Origin of the sequence: Brevibacillus fluminis (assembly GCF_052072235.1) — a bacterium.
Lineage (GTDB): Bacteria > Bacillota > Bacilli > Brevibacillales > Brevibacillaceae > Brevibacillus_D > Brevibacillus_D fluminis_A.
The window spans coordinates 940,441-957,543 of record NZ_CM125436.1; the positions used below are offsets into that span (position 1 = coordinate 940,441).

The following is a 17,103-nucleotide window of genomic DNA, read 5'->3' on the forward strand; positions in this document are numbered from 1 at the left end:
AATTGACAAAAGCGGCTTTTTTATGCGACATGGTTGTGTTCTCTTAAAGGTGATTTGATTTGTCTCACATTACGGGGGCAGTCCCATTGGCCGCGTACCCGGTATGTTCAATTCATGAAACAGATTTATTCATCGATGGAGATCTCCACCATATCGGAGTAATTTTCGTTTTGGGCGTAATCCACGGTGTAGAAACCGTAAACATAATCCCCTTTGGGAAGATGTTCGAAATCCATTTTCAATTCTTCTCCCACGACGAATTCTGTCCCTTTGTCATACCCTTCTGCATCCGTGCTCTCATCATAGTAGTAGTAAAGAGGTGTAATTTTGTCTCCAGCCTTCAGGCGGATCAAATCTTTGTCAGGTATGTTTGTTTCTTTATTAATGCCCGGCCAAGCGCCAAGAATTTCTGTTTCTCCAGAATCGTGACTGTACAGCACCATGATATCCACTTCCTTGCCGTTTAACACAACAGGGATCGAGTATTCGGTATATTCCTCATTCTGGTCAGCGAGGAATAGGGAGACATACTGGCCGTTGAGCATGGCGCCTTCCCCGGCAAAATATCCTTTGATCGTACCGGTTTTCTCATCGAGTTCAACATCGTAGTTGTCAATGCCAAGAATTTGCACCTTGGTTTCAGAACCGGGAGCATAACGGCCGACAATGCTATACAGCTCCGTAATGCTGGAAACGTCCTCAGGATTGATCTGCACTTCATACATAGGTTGTTCAGCATTATCTCCCGATGTCGGTGAATCGGTTGGTTTCTGCTGAGCAGGGAGTTCCTTCGGCTTGGCGGCAACGAATGCAATTGGCTTTGTGTTGCCAAGCAGCCTTGAGGCGTACGCCGCAATATACTCCTGGTAAGCAGGAGAGAATTTGTTCTTTTTGTAAATTTCCAGATTGCTTGCGAAATTTTCCTTGTCTTTGGAAGGGAAGTAGATGGAAAGCCCTTTGGCGTGCGGCTTCGATTTACTTGTGATATTGTAGACGACTGCCTGCTGGATGGCGTTCGACAGGTTGGTCGCTTGCTGCTGGTATTTCGGCTCCAAATGCTTCGCCAGATCGGCCAGGTCTGCCATGTCCGTGTTGCCGCCATGCGCGCCTGCGCTGCCGTAATCTTCGGACTTGTAGCGAGCGTTGGAGACCCATTTGACGGTTTCGACGTCGTTGATGCCTGGCGACAGATTGGCCACCATTCCATCAAGCGCTGTTTCGACTTCTCCGACTTTTGCGAGATTTACGACAGACAGGGTGATGCTGTCCGCTGTTCCTTCTTGTTTCGCCTGCTCCTTGAAGTGGTCAGCAATCGATTTGCCCAGCGCATCGCCGGTCATCGCCGGATTGGCTGTCAGCTCCTGCAGGACGGGGGTATAGTTCCAGCCGTGACCCGGTTCCAATTCCTCGGATGCAACCAGATAGTTAGCGAAAGGCGAAACGACTTTGGCGGTTTCCAGGTTTGCCATCAAGCATGCGTCAAAACCGACCACCTCGAACTTGGTTTTAGTTTTTTCGAAAGCTTTGGCGAATGCGGTTGTCATCTCGTCCAGCGTCAACGAATCGCCTTCGAACAGCTCGTCGGAACCGAAGCCGTGAACAGAGCCAGCGCCGTGGTCCCACATGACAAGCGCGTACTTTTTTGCCGGGTAGTGCTCGACGCCCCATGTAATGAAGTCGGTTAACGTATTGGCTTCACCCATGCTGCGTTTGTCTGCATCTTGAACCAATTCCATATCTCCGGCTTTGACCAGCCAGCGCTGGTTTTTTTCGTTGCTGATTTTTTCAAATCCCCATTTGTTCGTGCCACCGGTTTCGACGACAATATTCACATTGTCAGACGAGCCAACATTCATCATCTCTTCGAGGTCAGATGACGCTGCACCGCCTTCACTTTCAAGATCGGAGCCGTTCATATAGACCAGCACGGTATATTCCGCTTGACCATCCGCTACTGAAGTTGCATTTGCCGGAGCCTTACTGCCTGGTGAAGCCGTTTGCCCATCTGAACATCCACTTAAACTTGCCGTCATCAGCGACAAGGCAAGCACACTTTGAAATAATTTCATCCAAATTCTCTCCCTTTCTTTTTATGACAGAATACGACATTCAGATTACACAAAATGGAATAGGATAAAAACCAACTTTTGATAGGTTTTTTCTCCCTACCCCAAATTTACCTTCCATTTGAGCAATCTATCAAAAGAGATAGGAATCGAGGCGCAAAAAAGGGCTGCCAAGCGATCGAGTACGTGTGGCTTACTCGGATTATTACAACGGGATAAAAGGCGTTCCTACAAAGCCAATGAAAAAATTGCTTTATGATGCAGCGAAGAAGGGACCTACAAACAACTCGTTTTAAACTTTGTTTTTTCCACTGTCTCCTAAAAGAGGATACTATCACGTCGGCAGAAAATGCCGGCGTTTTTGTAATCCTTAAATAGGAGGATGCTGCCGTTTCCAGTTACCAGCAGGGGATGCAACGCTGATGGTGGGACACAATAAAGAGGAACTTTCAAATGACAGGAGGACTTGGGAATGGATTTGGAAAAAATGAGCACAAAGGAATTTGTGGATAAGATCAAGGACGATCAGCGCAAAGATGAGAAAAACAAAGAGCATCAAGGATATGGACATCCGGAGAAGCGGCTGCCGAGCAAGCAGGGAATTTAGGCATCATAGTAGTGGGGCTCGCTTTGGAAGAGGGCGATGCCAGCTGCTGATCCCGTTTGAAATATCCAGTGGCAAACCGTATGACGACCGACAACATTGCAGGATGGGAGGAGCCGCGAACGTGGCTCCTATTTCTTTTTCACCACGACTGGAAGCAGAATACGAAACGGCTTGTTATGCCATCAAGGACGGCGGTTATGCAATCGATCCGGAATATCCGAAGAAGCGCATCAAATTGATTTAGCAAAACGGACTCGCACAGCACGATGTGGATAAATCTCTGGAGAAATGAGACAAAGCCGCAGCAGATAAGGTGATCGCTCGACCCGGCGAGATTTGGACGGCCAACACCGGAAACAAAACTGTTCAGGATGCCGCTTGCGATGCCGCTCACTCTGCTGCCGATGCGCTGCGCCTTGTTGCCAAAACCGCAAAGTAACAGCAACAGCCCCTCTTCCCGATCATTTTGGGGGAGGGGCTGCTGTTTGTCCAGACTAGAGGTCGGTAGCCGTTCCAACGTTAGGCGTGCCCTTCCATCGGGCCACAGACTGACGATACATTCATCTCGCTCTGTTACATTTTATGGTAAGGAATTTTGCTAAAGGAGAGTGAGATCGTGAAAACGGTATTGCGCATCATCTTTTACTTCATCGCGGTTGTCGTTGTGGTAGGAGGGGCAGGCACAATCGGATTCGTTCACACAATGAATGAAGTAATGTCGGGTTACGATAAAGCCACCCCTGCATTGACGAATGTGCAGGTGCCGAAATATGACGCGAACAAACCGACGGTGGCGGTGCTGTTGGCGAACGAATCGACGGAAGTGTTCGATTTTCTTGTTCCGTACGAGATGTTTGCGATGACGAAAGCGTACAATGTATACGGCGTTGCCCCCGATCGCGAAATCAAATCATTAACCGGTGGACTTGATGTCGTTCCACATTATTCATTTGACGAAATGGACGCAATGCTCGGCAAAAGCCCGGACATTATCGTCATTCCGTTTATGCCGATGCTGGACGAGAAAAAATATGCGCCTGTCCGGGAATGGATTCGGAAGCATTCGGGCGACAAGACGACATTGCTCTCCATCTGCAACGGGGCAGAAAATCTGGCGGATACCGGTCTATTGAACGGCAAATCGGCCGCGACGCACTGGGGTGACATCGATCGGCTCATGAAACAATATCCGGAAGTCCAGTGGGTGAAAAATCAGCGCTATGTCCCCCAAGGCCATATCGTATCTTCGGCGGGGTTGACATCAGGAATCGACGCTACGCTATACGTCATTTCCCAGCAGCTGGGAGAGGGGGTGGCGAAGAAAGTGGCTGAAGAGATGAACGCTCCCTCTTACGATTATGTGAAAAACCCGCAAATGCAACCGTTCACTGCCAGATTGAGCGATATTACGTATATACTGAACAATGCTTATCAATGGAGCAAAGTGAAGGCGGGCGTGCTGCTCTATAACGGCGTCGATGAACTGGATTTGTCCGCCGCATTCGATACGTACGCTGCTTCGGGTACGACGACGACGTTGACCGTTTCCAGTGGAAACGAACCGGTCGTGACGAAGCACGGCCTGAACCTGGTCGCGCGTTACCAGATCAATAACGTGCCAAAGCTGGCGAAGATGATTGTCGTCGGGACCGATGCCGAGTCTACAGCTGCCAAAGAGATCAACCAATGGAACGACAGCGGCAACAGCTCGCAATTGCTGTTCCTGCATCGCGAAGCGGCGGGGCGTTTTGCAATGGGGCCCGCATTCGAGGATTTAGCTCGGCAGGAGGATATTCTGACGGCGAGATTTGCTGCCAAGCGGCTCGAATATCGAGCCACCGACCACCTGAAGCTGGAAGGCAGCTCCTTCTCATTTGAAGCGTTTGGTATACCAGTTTTGCTCACGGTATTGTCCCTGCTCGCAGCTTTTTTCGTCGACCGGCGTTTCATTCACAGGAAAAAAGGATCGTCCATCGATAGAAGCGATTCAAGGTGATACGCCAAAACTGCCATACCACACAATAGTGGAAATTCACTGCAAGCGGCAAAAACTGACGGAGGAATGGCAGCGCTTCATTTGTTGGCGAGCAAGGAAGCGATTTTGTTGAATCACGTCTCTACAGCAAAAGCGATGGCGGGCTGTATCGATTATATCCGCAAAAAATAGGCAAAGCCGGGGAAAAGGTGTTGTTTTGTTATACAGGAGGAACGCCGGGACTTTTTGCAATCAATGGGTGAAAAAACGAGGGGGAAGCGAGAGCGTCGGCAGAGTGCCGGCGTTTTTCTTTCAAGACGATGACGTTACCTTAATGGGTCATCTATCTAAAGCACAATGCAAAATTACACATATGATTGATCATAGATAGAACGGGGGAAGGTCATTGCCTCGTAATCGCTGCAAATGCAGATGTGCCAAGGAAAGGGCATCATCTTAGGGAAGGTGGAAAAAGACTACTCCATTCGATCAGGGGTAGTCTTTCTAACACCAGTTGTGTTGCATCTGTTGTGGAAAAGGAAAAAAGGAGCGTGTCAGGATGAAGGACAATCACAACCATTCAGTACGCTTTGTCAGATTTGGCCAATCCTCTGCCCATATTCACGGTTATGACACTCCCACCACGGTTAATCAAGGCCACAGACATCGCGTACGGGGAAGAACGTCAACACAGCAGGGCGCCGAAAGTCAGCATGTTCATTATTACGAAGGCGCGACTACGTTTGCTGATGGACATGTGCATCACTTCAGCGGCTGGACGGGTCCGCCGATCTTATTGCCAAACGGAAGCCACTACCACGAATTTTCAGGGCAAACCAGTTTTGATGATGGGCACATCCACTCTTATTCCGGAATAACCACCGAGGCTTATCGATAACCGAAAAGGTTGATCGCTTGCAAGGCTACCTGGCATTCGTTAAAGCAGCTTCAAACGAGTCGAGAATTTCAAGGAAATGGGACGCTTCCCGGAAGACGTGATCCGCGAGAAGCGGGGGAATGATGCTTTTGATCTTGCAGGCTTCGATCAGATCACGCGCCGCCTTTTTAAAATCGCGCAGCTGACGAACCGAGACCCTGTTCTGATCGACAAACTGTTCCAGAAGTGGAACCGTTTGCGATTGCGGGCGCATGGAATCGAGATCGATCGCCTGGAAGAGCAATTGGTCAAAATCGTGGCTGAACTCTCTTGCCTGCTCGACAAGCTTCCGTTCCGACGGGTCCAGCAAATGATTGATAAATTTCGCGTGGTCAGCCATGATGCGGAGGAAGAATACGTTCTCATTGACAATTGCATCCGGCAATGGGTCTAATGTGCCGGTATTGAGTTGTTTCAGGCGATTGCGAAAGTAGTTGGCTTCCCGACTGATGTGGTCCACTAATAACGGAAAGTTGTTGCCCCCGGTCTTGCATTGAATAATCAGGCCAAGAAGGTTTCTTTTAAACGCCCAGATATGGGAAACCGCCGTATATACGAGGTTGTTGAAGTTGTACATGTACTCGGGGTCCGTATTTGACGTCAAAGCATGTGACTTGTTTTCAATATCCTCGAAAATGGCGTAAAAACGATCTGCTTCCCGAATCAGTTTTGTATCGTCATAATTGAATCCCAGCTTCAAAAAAAGCGAGTGTTCCTTCATGATTCGTGACCAAAAACGAATTTCTTCCAATGAACGTTCCACAAAATGGTCAGCCATTTTGCCGTCGTCAGAGGAACAAAAGAAATCTGGACTATGCACATGAACTCCCCCAATGAAGGTATCGGGATATTTCTATGCGTTTACCCATGGAGTTGTTTAGGCTATGGCCTATATGTAAAGCAAATAGATAAGCCTAAAAATGGTCAGGTGCTGCGAAATAAGAGAAATCATGCATGCCGTGTGGTGTGCATGATTTTTTCTTATCGTTGTGGGATGAAAGATCGTTTTGCACGAATGCAACTTAGTTTGCACAGTCTAATGCTTTTCCCCATGTCTTACATTTAGAGAATCCGTCAAAACTGTTTCTCTAGACCCACTTAAACTTGATCAAGTACAATGGCAAAAGTGATTTTTGTACTTGGGAGGCACAAGCGAACATGCAGAATTCAAAATCAGTCATAGCACTATGGATTAGCCTTTTTAGCAATATCGTGCTGACTGCTGTTAAAATAATCGTTGGCTATTTGTTTAATAGCCAGGTTCTCATCGCGGACGGGATTCACAATGCAGGCGATGTGATTGCCACGTTTGCGGCGCTTACGTCCTCACTGGTTTCAAAAAAGCCAGCGGATGAAGATCATCCTTATGGTCATGGAAAGGCAGAGGTGATTGCTTCCGCCATTGTTTCGATCATTTTAGTCTTTGCTGCCCTGCTAATGGTGTATAAATCAATAGAAGCGCTTTTTGAGCCGGCTGCTGAGGCTAGCCTGATCGCTTTGTATGCGGCGTTTATCTCTTTGGTTTGGAAACAAGTCCTCTATGTTTATTGCATTCGACTTGGAAAAGCCCAAAACAGCAAAAGTTTGATTGCCACAGCCAATGATCATCTGGCCGATGTGTATGCATCTATCGCTGCTGTGACAGGGATTGGGGCGACCTTGATCGGTGAGCATTACGGGATTCCACTCACCGATTATGGCGATCCGATCGCGGGAATCATTGTTTCTTATTTTGTTGTGAAGCTGGCTTATGAGATGGGGAAGGAGTCAATCGGAATCCTGATGGAAAAAAACTTGCCGGAGGACCAGCTTTTACTTTTTAAACATATTGTTTCAACGATCCCGCAAGTAAAACGTATCGACCGAATTCGTGCAAGAGAGCATGGGCATTATGTGATCGTGGATATTCGCGTAAGTGTACCAAATGAATTGACAGTAAAAGAAGGCCACGATATTAGCCGATTGATCAAAAAATCGATCATGAACGAACATCAAGGGGTCGAAGAAGTTTTGGTGCATCTAAATCCGTGGTTTGAAGAGGGCGCGGCAGACTAAGCCGTCAACGAGTTCGGTGCTGTCTGCCGCGCTGGTAAATAACAGGCTTTTTTGCGTCAAGAGTGGACGGGGGTGGGTCACCTCCAAACGCATTACATTGCCGGTTTCCGTCGGGAGACCGGCATGTTTTTTTTCCGGCGGATTCGTTTTCGCGATTTCCTGACGTATCTCATGTTTGTCTGCATGTAGACGATTCCCACCATGATATAGAGAAGAAGTGAGCAACCTAACGAAATATCCGACAATGTGATGTTCATCGTAAGCTCTCCTTTGCAATCCATTTGTGTTTTGTTGAGATTCGTGCGCGCTCGATCCACGCTTGTCCGTATGCTCGGCACCACGATTGAAATGTCGAATTATGTATTTTGGAATCGAACGAATCTGTTCATTCCAACAATGCTGGTAATAGTTATGTAGGTAAAATGTAACGGGTTCGATGCTGCGGAAAGGTTGGTTTTGACTATTTATCATAGGTATTACTACCTGTAAATGTCGAGTTTTACACGACCATCCGCCTTTCTTTTGATTTTTTATCCTTGATATAGTGAAGAAGACCTATCTCTAGCTTACTTGACCGTTCTAAACAAATTCTGACAAAATAACATGTTTCGACACCAAAACGATCAATTTGAATAACCGCGGCTCCGCCAGAAAGCATGGCGTAGCCGGTTTTTCTTATCGGAGCAATCCTGGAATTTTGGCGAAAGTTACGAAGAATGTATTATTTTGTAGAATATACTCCTCTATCAAACTATAATGGGAAATAAAAATGGATGAATATTCCTGTTTTAGGTTCCATGAGAGTGTAGGAGGAGAATGATGCAGCATCCAGAAGACCATCGCGATCCAGACGATGTAATTGAAAATCCCGTTCGAGACCCGCGGGAACACGATTTTTGCGAGCTTTATCGCCGAAAGGAAAGCCCCCTGTTTGTACTCGCATTGACGGAGGAGATGAAGCCCGAGCGTTATGCGGATGCGAATGAGGCATGGTGCAAAATGGCGGGGTACAGGCGTGAAGAGCTTTTGGGGCTATCTACTTTTCAGTTGAATGACTCATTGTTTCTAAAAGCATTATCGGACAAGCTGCGAGAATCTTCGGAAGACGCACCAGTGATTGTGAAATCGGCGGTAGAGCAAGCGGGGGGAGAAATCCCGCTCGAGTTCTGCGGCCGGCTTTTGACATTGGGGGAAAAGCGTAAATATCTCGTGGCGATTGTGCGCACCATCTCAGAACGAACCGGATGCACCGCTGAACGTGCACGGCAAAAAGAAACCGAAAGGCGCCTGCATGAAAGCCAGAAGCGCTATAAGTCACTGTTTGAGCAAAATATCGACCCGATTGCATCCTTTGATTTGGAAGGCCGCTTCGAATATGTGAATCATGCGCTCGAGCGCTTCTCGGGATTCACTTCCGACGAGCTGATCGGTATGTCTTTTCTGTCGCTGATCGTTCCCGAACGACGCGAGGCCGCGCGGGAGAATTTTGAAAAGGTGAAACGTGGGGAATCGCTGCATAGCGAAACGATCGTTTTCAACAAGCAAGGTGAACGGATCGAAGTATTCGGTACGTTGCTTCCCATCGTCGTTGAAAATCAGATCATCGGAATTCACTGTATTTCCAAAGATATGACCGCAAAAAAACGCGCGGAATGTTTGCTTGATGGCCAGTACAGCATTTTGGAGATGATTGCGAAAGACAGCCCGCTGCAGCACGTGCTGACGGAAATCGCCACATGGATTGAGAAGCTGTCAGACGGCGGGCTTTGCTCGATCCTGCTCGCTGATGATGATCAGACTCATTTGATCAATGGCGCTGCCCCAAGTTTGCCTGATCATTTCAATCAGCAAGTTGAGGGCCTTGCAATCGGGCCTGGCTCCGGATCGTGCGGGGCTGCCGCCTATTCGAAAAAACAAGTGATCGTCACCGATATCGCCTATGATCCCTTGTGGAAGAACTATCGCAACCTGGCGATCCAGCACGGGTTGGAAGCGTGTTGGTCGACGCCGATCCTTGATTCGCACAACAACCTGTTAGGCACATTCGGCATGTATTACCGAACGCCGCGTTTTCCCACTAAAAGCGATCTGGACTTGATCGACCGGGCGACATACTTGGCCATGCTGGCGATCCAGCACTGCAAATCAAACGCCAAAATTCACTATTTGGCCTACCATGATTCCCTTACCGGTCTGCCCAATTTCCGTTTTTTCCAGGAGCAGATCAACCTTGTGGTGGCGGAGGCCAAAAACGCCAGAAGGCAGGTTGCGATCCTGTTTCTGGATCTGGACCGGTTTAAGCAAATCAATGATTCTTTGGGGCACGATGCCGGTGACGTGCTGTTGCAGATGGTGTCTGCGAGGTTGCGGGAAGCGGTTGGAGGTGAAGGAGCGGTTTATCGTCATGGCGGAGACGAGTTCATCATCCTGCTCGACGATACAAATGAGAAGCGGGCGGAGCGGATGGCGCAAACCTTGATGGATGTGCTTTCACAGCCGTTTGCCATGAACGGGCTTGAATTGGTCATGACTGCGAGCATCGGGGTTAGCCTGTATCCGCCCCATGGTGACAATGTCAAAATCTTGATGAAGCGAGCCGTCAATTCGATGTACCATGCGAAACGGCAAGGCAAAAACAATGTTCAGCTGTACAGCAAGCAAATCGATCAGCTGTCCAAGGCGAACCTGGAAACCGAAATGATGCTGCGCAAAGCATTGGAGCGCGGCGAATTTGTGCTGCATTATCAGCCGCAGGCAGATGTAAAAGCCAGAAGGATTACCGGAGTGGAGTCGTTGATCCGGTGGCACAATGCGAAGGAAGGGATGATGGCGCCGGACAAGTTCATTCCTTTGGCGGAAGAAACAGGGCTGATCGTCGCGATCGGGGAATGGGTGTTGCGGACCGCATGCGGACAAAACAAGAAGTGGCAGGAGATGGGACTTCCGCCGATGGTCATCTCCGTCAACCTTTCCGTCCGTCAATTTTTCCAACCTGACTTAATCGAGATGATCTCGGCGATTTTGGTTGAGACTGGGCTTGAGCCCGAATATCTTGAATTGGAAATTACAGAGTCGATGATGATGAACATGGATTCGGCCGAACAAATCCTGCATCAACTGAAAGCGTTAGGTGTGAAAATCGCGATCGATGATTTTGGCATGGGCTACAGCTCGCTCAATTATTTGAAACGGCTCCCCACAGATCATCTCAAGATCGATCAATCGTTTGTTCGGGACATTTCCATTACGTCCAATGACCAAGACATCGTCGCCACGATCATCGCGATGGGGCATACGCTCAAGAAAAAAGTAATTGCGGAAGGCGTCGAGACGATGGAACAGCTGCAATTTTTGCAGGAAAAACAGTGCGATGAAATTCAAGGCTATTACATCAGCAAGCCAGTCGATCCAGCTGACATTCCGCGGGTGGTTCACCAGCTGAACGCGCGTTTGCGCGAAAACGAGAAGCCGATTTTCTTTTCGTAAGGAAAATCGGCTTTGTTTTTTTATTGACAAAAGAAGGAAGTTACTTTATATTTGTTGTACATACAACAAAAGCAGAGAGGTGAAGCTTGATGAGCGATGAGAGTTTTTTGCACAACTGCTTGTTTTTTACGACAAACCGCTTGAGCCGCGCCATTACGAAGATGGCGGAGGAAGAGTTCGCAATGACGGGGCTGACCCCGATGTATGGGTATTTGATTCGTCTGGTGAACGGGAATCCGGGCATTCCGCATAAAGACCTCGCAGAAAAACTGTATATTACCCCTTCCACGTTAACCCGATTCGTCGATAAGCTGGAGAGCAAGCAGCTGGTTGAGCGGCAAGTGCAAGGAAAGCATGTCTATTTGTATCCTACGGAAAAAGGGAAGGAGCTTGAGCAAACGATTCGGACCGCGTCCAATAACTTTTACCGTCGTTATCAAGAAATTCTTGGCGTGGAAAGCTCCGTCCAAATAGCCAAGGACATGGAAGCGATGAGTGAGCAGTTGGAGAAGCGGTAAGCTTTTTCCCGAAAAATATATGTATGTACAACAAACAAAAGGGAGAGTAAAACATGAGTGTGAAAGCGAAAGCAACCGGCATTCATTACGGCTGGATCGTTGTCTTCCTTACTTTTCTGACGCTGCTCGTTTCTGCGGGAATCCGCTCGATGCCAAGTATCCTCATGATGCCGTTTGAATATGAATACGGCTGGAGCCGTGGCGGGATTTCCAGCGTCATTTCCATCGGGATTTTCCTGTATGGGCTGACAGGGCCCTTTTCGGCCGCATTGCTGCAAAAATTCGGAATTCGCCGCGTTGTCGTCATATCGTTGGGGGTTTTGGCGCTGAGTCTGGCGATTACGCCGTGGATGACTGCGCTGTGGCAGTTTGAGATTTTGTGGGGCTTGGTGTCCGGGCTTGCCACCGGGATGATGGCGAACGTGCTGGGTGTGACGGTCAGCAACCAATGGTTTGTGGAGCGCAAAGGACTTGTGGTCGGGCTGCTCACTGCAAGCGCGGCTACCGGACAGCTGCTGTTTTTGCCGCTGTTGGCCAAAATAACCGTGGACGTGGGCTGGCGCTACGCGATTTATACGGCCGTCGCAGCATTGGTAATCGTGCTTGCGATCGTCGCCATCTGGTTTCGCAATCATCCGTCCGAAATGGACTTGGCTCCGTACGGCACCGACGAGGTCGTCAAGCCGGTTCCGTTTACAGGAAACATCTTTTTGGCGCCGCTGCGCGCGCTGCGTTCCGCACTGAAAAACACGACATTTTGGCTGCTCGCCGGCACGTTCTTTTTCTGCGGATTTTCGACGAATGGCTTGATCGGGACGCACCTCATTCCGGCGTGCGGGGATCATGGCATCCCTGAGGTGACCGCAGCTGGCTTGCTTGCGTTGATGGGGCTGTTCGACCTGGTCGGGACGACGCTGTCCGGCTGGCTTTCCGACCGGTATGACAGCCGCAAGCTGCTGTTTGTCTACTACGGCCTTCGCGGCTTGTCCCTGATCTTCCTGCCATACGCGCTCGATGCGGGACCGACAACCTTGCTCATTTTCTCGATCTTTTATGGTCTCGATTGGATCGCGACCGTTCCGCCGACTGTCAAGCTGGCCGCACAGGAATTCGGCAAAGAACAGGCAGGGATGATTTTTGGCTGGGTCGTGGTGGCTCACCAGGTAGGCGCATCTTTCGCGGCGTACGGTGCGGGTTTGATGCGCGAATGGTTCGGCAGCTACACGATTCCGTTCGTTGCGGCGGGTGTGGTTTGCGTGGTCGCAGCGGCGATGGCGATGCGCATCTCCAGAGTACATGCGAGTGCGGCGATGGTGCAGCTGCAAAAATAAAAAAGGAACCGGCAGCTCGGGACGATGTGCGCAACGTCCATGGCTGCCGGTGTTTTTTATCGTGTAAGCGTACTATGTCAAATACTTTTTTACTCCGTTTGGGTATAGCAAATACACCTAACGTATTGTTTGTAAAAAAATTACAATCAGCAACTGACAAGGAAGCTGTATGGTATTTGTCAGCCCTTCTTGACACTAAGATGGGTGTAGCCCTCGCTTACAAACCTGCATGGATGCATTCTGGCACGAGTACGGGTTCTTTTCCAACGTACAATTCGCATTTACAGGACGAGGGGGATAAGGCTTATCACCGAGGTCTATGCCTCCAGAATTTGATTCGATCTCCCCTTGGTCCAAGAGGGACTGACAAATACATTTGTTTTTGATGTTAAGAAGCCATTAAGTGATTCGCTATGCTATGGTATTTCAGTTTCTTGTTCATCTCATCTGCATATTGCTTCTGAACGTTTTGGGACAAAAATGGTTTTTTGTCACGTAGCATGGCAAAGGCGATCTTGAGGAACTTGTTACCCATCGCAATGTGAATCTTTCGTGCGTGCTTTCCTTTTTCCTTCAGTCGTTCGTAGAAGGGGTGAAGGTCAGTGTTGTGTAATGACAAGCTTTTTCCTGCCGTATACACAACAAACCGAAGGTGATCATTTCCTTGTTTGGAGATGGATCCGTAATACCCTTTCCCTCCACCAGATTGGATGACAACAGGATTTGTCCCTGCCTTTTTTATGATCTGATGAGGGTTCTCGTACTGAGAAACATCGCCCATTTCGGCATATGCTTCTGCTGCCGTTACAACGGCGATTCCAGGGATGGAAAGCAGCAGTTTTCCATCGGTTTGAAGCAGGACTGATTCAATTTCACATTCAAGGCGACAGATCTTTTGGTCGTATCGTTCTAAATCCTCCAGCTTCATGGAGAGGAGAAGCAACTCAGCGGCCAGTTCCTCCTTAGGGCGTGACAACGCTTGATTTGCGGCATGAAGCAGCTTTTGGATGGTGGAGGAACGAATTTTAAGATTGTGCTTCCGTGAGCTTTCCCGAATTCCCTGTTCCCCTAACGCCAACACCATAGACGGATGAGGGGAGTATTTCATGAAAAAGAGCGAGGATTTGCCCCACATATCACTGAAGATTTTCGTCTTGATTGGCTTGTGGTGGTCATCGGGGGAGAAGCCTTGAAATTCCCTCCAAATGACGTCCATAATCCCCCTGATTTCCATTCGCAAGGAGGAGCGTTTGCGTACTTCTGACCTTCTTGCCCGCGTAAGGGTAAGAAGCTCACGGTACTTCCCCTCTGGAAGTTTTGTTTCCGTTGCTTTGTTGCCTACAATGGCATGAGCAATGGCGACTAAGTCGAGATCGTCGGTTTTGCACCAATTCAAGGCGCTTGCACGTTCTTCTTTTGTCGTATAGGGGTTGATGATTTGAACGTCATACCCGTGCTGACCAAGAATTCGAACGATGTCCTCATAATAATGTCCTGTCGCTTCGATGCCGAGGAAAATGCGAACCGCGTTGCAATCCTTTTCGGCCTGCTTGATTCTGTCACATAGCGATTGAATCCCGTCCCTATTGACGGAGAAGAAAAAGGGTTTTACAATGATGTCGCCGAAATAATTGCATATGAGGGCCTTTTGGTGGAGCTTTGCGGCGTCAATTGCGACGATGAGCACCTGCTCCAGGTTGACACCTCTAAGATGTTGACTGAACTTGTTCCCTTTACGCCCTTGAATATGTGAGGATTTCCCCATGCGACTCCAACCTCCTATTGTGGTGATAGGTGTGTTTGATTGAAGTTCCCTGTCAGGTACTTCTTTCTTTCGTAGTCGCTGGGGATTTTCCTTTTGTTTAAGGACATTATTTCATACACCAGAATTTATAAGTGCTCGCGCTTATAAATTCTGGAGCGGAAGTAAAACTTCCATAGCTCGAAGAACCTGCTTCTTGAAAGAACTTCTGAAAGAAGTTTTTCTTATTGTTTGGCCAGGTTCAATTGCCAGGAGACACCGAATCGATCCGCCACCCAAGCGAATTTTTCGCTGAACGGGTAGGAAGCGAGCGGCATCATCACAAAGCCGTCCTGTGACAATTTCGCAAAAACATGTTCAATTTCGTCGTCCGTGTCGCATGTCACAAAGATGGAGAGTGCCGGTGTGAAGGCGTGGTGGTCGCCATTCGTGTTATCGATGCACATGAATTGCTGGCCTTTCAAGGTAAAGCTTGCTTGCAAGACTTTTCCGTCGGCATGGTGGGAAATATGATTGATTTCGGAATCATCAAATATCGATGTGTAAAAATTCATCGCTTCTTCCGCCTGGCCGGAAAACAGGAAGAAGGGAGTCATTTTTTGCGTGGATGGTCCCATCGGTAATCGGCTCCTTTTCGGATGATTTCGTTGGTTTCACAATCAATGGGGGGACCGTTCAGTCCCAAATTTGCGGGCGCTCCAAACCGGCCATTCTCATGTATTGCAAAAATTGTCCGGCATGGACGGAATCGTGGTAGGCGATCCGCAGCAGCATGTCTCCCATGAATCTAGTATATCCTACATCCGACCGGTCGATCAGTCTCGTTTCCAATTCAGCATCGTCCAATGTTTCCACATACGCGATGAAGTCGTCAAAATAGCGCTGTGACTGCTCGATTTCGGCTTCAACGGAGACGATCGGTTCCTTTTTAAAGTGAGGTGCTTCCTGTTCGACTGCGATGCCATTGTTTTTCACGAGCAGATGGTAGTGATAGGTGCCTGTCCACACGTGGCGGATCATTTCGCCGAACGACAGTGCGCCTTGATCGGGGCGCCAGGACAGCCATTCATCGGGAAGGCTGCGCCATAGCTTGATGGAGCGCCTTCTTGTTTCGCGCAAGTTCAGTATGATCAAATCGGTTGGTTTCATGACAGTGCCCCCTGTTTATTCGCCAGATTGTTTCACTATAGCATGGCGAATATTCGCTCTGGATCGAATGATGGATGTAAGGCAAACGATAGCGGTAGAGGCATAAAAAAAGAGACATCCATGAACGATGTCTCAGCTGTGGGTCGATTCGACATAGCGGCCGTAATCGGGAACGGCGACGCGGTCGAAATCGTTTGCCAATGCGGTCAAACCGTCGCGAAGTGTCGTGCCGGAAACGGGGTGGCCGTGTCCTGTCACCGCGGCGGACGGCTGCAGCGCTTGCAGTTTCCGGACCGACTCTTTGGCGGCATGCCAGTCGGTTGTAAAGTATCGCGGTGGTCCGCTGATTTCCTGCATTTGTGTAATCACCTTGAACAGCGCGTCTTGCCTGACGGTGATGAAGGCGTCGCCGGCAATGAGCATGCGGTCCTTCTCGCGGAACAGGGAGATGTGGCCGGGTGCATGCCCTGGGGTATGAAGCCAGCTCCATTCAGGCATATGCGGGATGCAGCCGTCGGACGGCAGTTTTTGCAAACGGTCGGAGATGTCGATGCCTTCGTGCGGGAAGAAGGACGACATCTTGGCGACAAGGCCGCCCTCAACGGTTGGATCTGGTTCCGGATAATCCGCTTTTCCCGTGAGGTACGGCAGCTCCAGCTCATGCGCATACACCGAAACGTCCCAGTGCCGGGCCAACTCGCGAACAGCCCCGATATGATCGAAATGACCATGTGTGAGAATGATCGCCCGTGGCCGGGCATTTGGGCCGAACCGCGCTTCCGCTGCGGAACGGATCAGGTCGGCCGATTTCGGCATGCCGGCATCCACGAGAACCCATCCATCAGGTTTGCCAGGGGTACCGACAAAGCAGACGTTTACCACCTGGATGCAAAAGCAATATAGATCATGACCGACCTCTTCCCCCTGGCCGCTCGATACCGAGGTGACGGGGATATAATCGTCGATTTCCACAAGGTGACCTCCCATTTCATTTTTAGCATGTTGGCACCTTCCTACTTTTTGCAAAAAGCGAGTGGAATATGTTGGTCTTTCAATCTGTCGATTCTTTCTGTATTCCATATTCTGCCGGATTGCGACGAACAATTACAAAAGGGAATGGTGGAGGCAACTGCCAATTGATGGTACACTGAGAGGAATGGCGCTCGATCGGATAGGAGAAAAAGACGATAGCGCGGGGAAATGACTTGATGAGCGAG

Annotated in this window: 15 protein-coding genes; 7 read left to right on the top strand and 8 right to left on the bottom strand. The window is 49.1% G+C overall.

The window, feature by feature from the left end; genetic code table 11:
- Window positions 1-125: 125 nt before the first annotated feature.
- Window positions 126-2,069, bottom strand: a complete 1,944-nt coding sequence (locus ACTID9_RS05030; RefSeq protein ID WP_441070156.1) for a clostripain-related cysteine peptidase — start codon at window positions 2,067-2,069, stop codon at window positions 126-128.
- Window positions 2,070-2,538: 469 nt separating this feature from the next.
- Between ACTID9_RS05030 and ACTID9_RS05035 the strand changes: the two genes are divergently transcribed.
- Complete coding sequence (locus ACTID9_RS05035; RefSeq protein ID WP_354094059.1) at window positions 2,539-2,673, top strand: DUF4023 domain-containing protein; 135 nt, start codon at window positions 2,539-2,541, stop codon at window positions 2,671-2,673.
- Between the two features lie 139 nt (window positions 2,674-2,812).
- Here ACTID9_RS05035 and ACTID9_RS05040 read toward each other — a convergent pair whose 3' ends face one another.
- Entirely contained in the window at window positions 2,813-3,190 is a 378-nt protein-coding gene (locus tag ACTID9_RS05040; RefSeq protein ID WP_441070157.1) for a hypothetical protein, read from the bottom strand.
- A 99-nt stretch (window positions 3,191-3,289) separates the two neighbouring features.
- On the opposite strand from ACTID9_RS05040, the gene ACTID9_RS05045 reads away from it, so the two are divergent.
- Window positions 3,290-4,669 (top strand): DJ-1/PfpI family protein, encoded by a 1,380-nt coding sequence (locus ACTID9_RS05045; RefSeq protein ID WP_441070158.1) that lies wholly within the window; start codon window positions 3,290-3,292, stop codon window positions 4,667-4,669.
- 538 nt (window positions 4,670-5,207) lie between these two features.
- Window positions 5,208-5,546, top strand: coding sequence for a YmaF family protein (locus ACTID9_RS05050; RefSeq protein ID WP_441070159.1), 339 nt, complete (start codon window positions 5,208-5,210; stop codon window positions 5,544-5,546).
- 25 nt (window positions 5,547-5,571) lie between these two features.
- Here the strand turns inward: ACTID9_RS05050 and ACTID9_RS05055 are convergent, their stop codons facing one another.
- On the bottom strand, window positions 5,572-6,363 hold the full coding sequence (locus tag ACTID9_RS05055; RefSeq protein ID WP_441072419.1) for a DUF2935 domain-containing protein: 792 nt from the start codon (window positions 6,361-6,363) through the stop codon (window positions 5,572-5,574).
- A 380-nt stretch (window positions 6,364-6,743) separates the two neighbouring features.
- Between ACTID9_RS05055 and ACTID9_RS05060 the strand changes: the two genes are divergently transcribed.
- On the top strand, window positions 6,744-7,640 hold the full coding sequence (locus tag ACTID9_RS05060; protein WP_441070160.1) for a cation diffusion facilitator family transporter: 897 nt from the start codon (window positions 6,744-6,746) through the stop codon (window positions 7,638-7,640).
- Here the strand turns inward: ACTID9_RS05060 and ACTID9_RS05065 are convergent.
- Window positions 7,605-8,111: a hypothetical protein gene (locus ACTID9_RS05065; protein WP_441070161.1), complete on the bottom strand. Its 507-nt coding sequence runs from the start codon at window positions 8,109-8,111 to the stop codon at window positions 7,605-7,607. The genes ACTID9_RS05060 and ACTID9_RS05065 overlap by 36 nt on opposite strands.
- A 348-nt stretch (window positions 8,112-8,459) precedes the next feature.
- Between ACTID9_RS05065 and ACTID9_RS05070 the strand changes: the two genes are divergently transcribed.
- From ACTID9_RS05070 to ACTID9_RS05080, 3 genes are all read left to right on the top strand, one after another.
- Window positions 8,460-11,126 (top strand): bifunctional diguanylate cyclase/phosphodiesterase, encoded by a 2,667-nt coding sequence (locus tag ACTID9_RS05070; RefSeq protein WP_441070162.1) that lies wholly within the window; start codon window positions 8,460-8,462, stop codon window positions 11,124-11,126.
- A gap of 89 nt (window positions 11,127-11,215) precedes the next feature.
- Window positions 11,216-11,644: a MarR family winged helix-turn-helix transcriptional regulator gene (locus ACTID9_RS05075; protein ID WP_441070163.1), complete on the top strand. Its 429-nt coding sequence runs from the start codon at window positions 11,216-11,218 to the stop codon at window positions 11,642-11,644.
- Between the two features lie 53 nt (window positions 11,645-11,697).
- Window positions 11,698-12,975, top strand: coding sequence for an MFS transporter (locus ACTID9_RS05080; protein ID WP_441070164.1), 1,278 nt, complete (start codon window positions 11,698-11,700; stop codon window positions 12,973-12,975).
- Window positions 12,976-13,363: 388 nt separating this feature from the next.
- Here the strand turns inward: ACTID9_RS05080 and ACTID9_RS05085 are convergent, their stop codons facing one another.
- From ACTID9_RS05085 to ACTID9_RS05100, 4 genes are all read right to left on the bottom strand, one after another.
- On the bottom strand, window positions 13,364-14,740 hold the full coding sequence (locus ACTID9_RS05085; protein ID WP_441070165.1) for an IS110 family transposase: 1,377 nt from the start codon (window positions 14,738-14,740) through the stop codon (window positions 13,364-13,366).
- A gap of 221 nt (window positions 14,741-14,961) precedes the next feature.
- Window positions 14,962-15,354, bottom strand: coding sequence for a VOC family protein (locus tag ACTID9_RS05090; protein ID WP_441070166.1), 393 nt, complete (start codon window positions 15,352-15,354; stop codon window positions 14,962-14,964).
- Between the two features lie 58 nt (window positions 15,355-15,412).
- Entirely contained in the window at window positions 15,413-15,886 is a 474-nt protein-coding gene (locus ACTID9_RS05095; RefSeq protein ID WP_441070167.1) for a DinB family protein, read from the bottom strand.
- 132 nt (window positions 15,887-16,018) lie between these two features.
- Window positions 16,019-16,858, bottom strand: coding sequence for an MBL fold metallo-hydrolase (locus ACTID9_RS05100; RefSeq protein ID WP_441070168.1), 840 nt, complete (start codon window positions 16,856-16,858; stop codon window positions 16,019-16,021).
- Between the last annotated feature and the right edge of the window lie 245 nt (window positions 16,859-17,103).

Bases quoted from the DNA above. Each gene is read 5' to 3' on its own strand.
- ACTID9_RS05030 (WP_441070156.1), bottom strand. From the start codon at position 2,069: ATGAAATTATTTCAAAGTGTGCTTGCCTTGTCGCTGATGACGGCAAGT.
- ACTID9_RS05035 (WP_354094059.1), top strand. From the start codon at position 2,539: ATGGATTTGGAAAAAATGAGCACAAAGGAATTTGTGGATAAGATCAAG.
- ACTID9_RS05050 (WP_441070159.1), top strand. From the start codon at position 5,208: ATGAAGGACAATCACAACCATTCAGTACGCTTTGTCAGATTTGGCCAA.
- ACTID9_RS05055 (WP_441072419.1), bottom strand. From the start codon at position 6,363: ATGGCTGACCATTTTGTGGAACGTTCATTGGAAGAAATTCGTTTTTGG.
- ACTID9_RS05060 (WP_441070160.1), top strand. From the start codon at position 6,744: ATGCAGAATTCAAAATCAGTCATAGCACTATGGATTAGCCTTTTTAGC.
- ACTID9_RS05065 (WP_441070161.1), bottom strand. From the start codon at position 8,111: ATGATAAATAGTCAAAACCAACCTTTCCGCAGCATCGAACCCGTTACA.
- ACTID9_RS05070 (WP_441070162.1), top strand. From the start codon at position 8,460: ATGCAGCATCCAGAAGACCATCGCGATCCAGACGATGTAATTGAAAAT.
- ACTID9_RS05075 (WP_441070163.1), top strand. From the start codon at position 11,216: ATGAGCGATGAGAGTTTTTTGCACAACTGCTTGTTTTTTACGACAAAC.
- ACTID9_RS05080 (WP_441070164.1), top strand. From the start codon at position 11,698: ATGAGTGTGAAAGCGAAAGCAACCGGCATTCATTACGGCTGGATCGTT.
- ACTID9_RS05085 (WP_441070165.1), bottom strand. From the start codon at position 14,740: ATGGGGAAATCCTCACATATTCAAGGGCGTAAAGGGAACAAGTTCAGT.
- ACTID9_RS05090 (WP_441070166.1), bottom strand. From the start codon at position 15,354: ATGGGACCATCCACGCAAAAAATGACTCCCTTCTTCCTGTTTTCCGGC.
- ACTID9_RS05095 (WP_441070167.1), bottom strand. From the start codon at position 15,886: ATGAAACCAACCGATTTGATCATACTGAACTTGCGCGAAACAAGAAGG.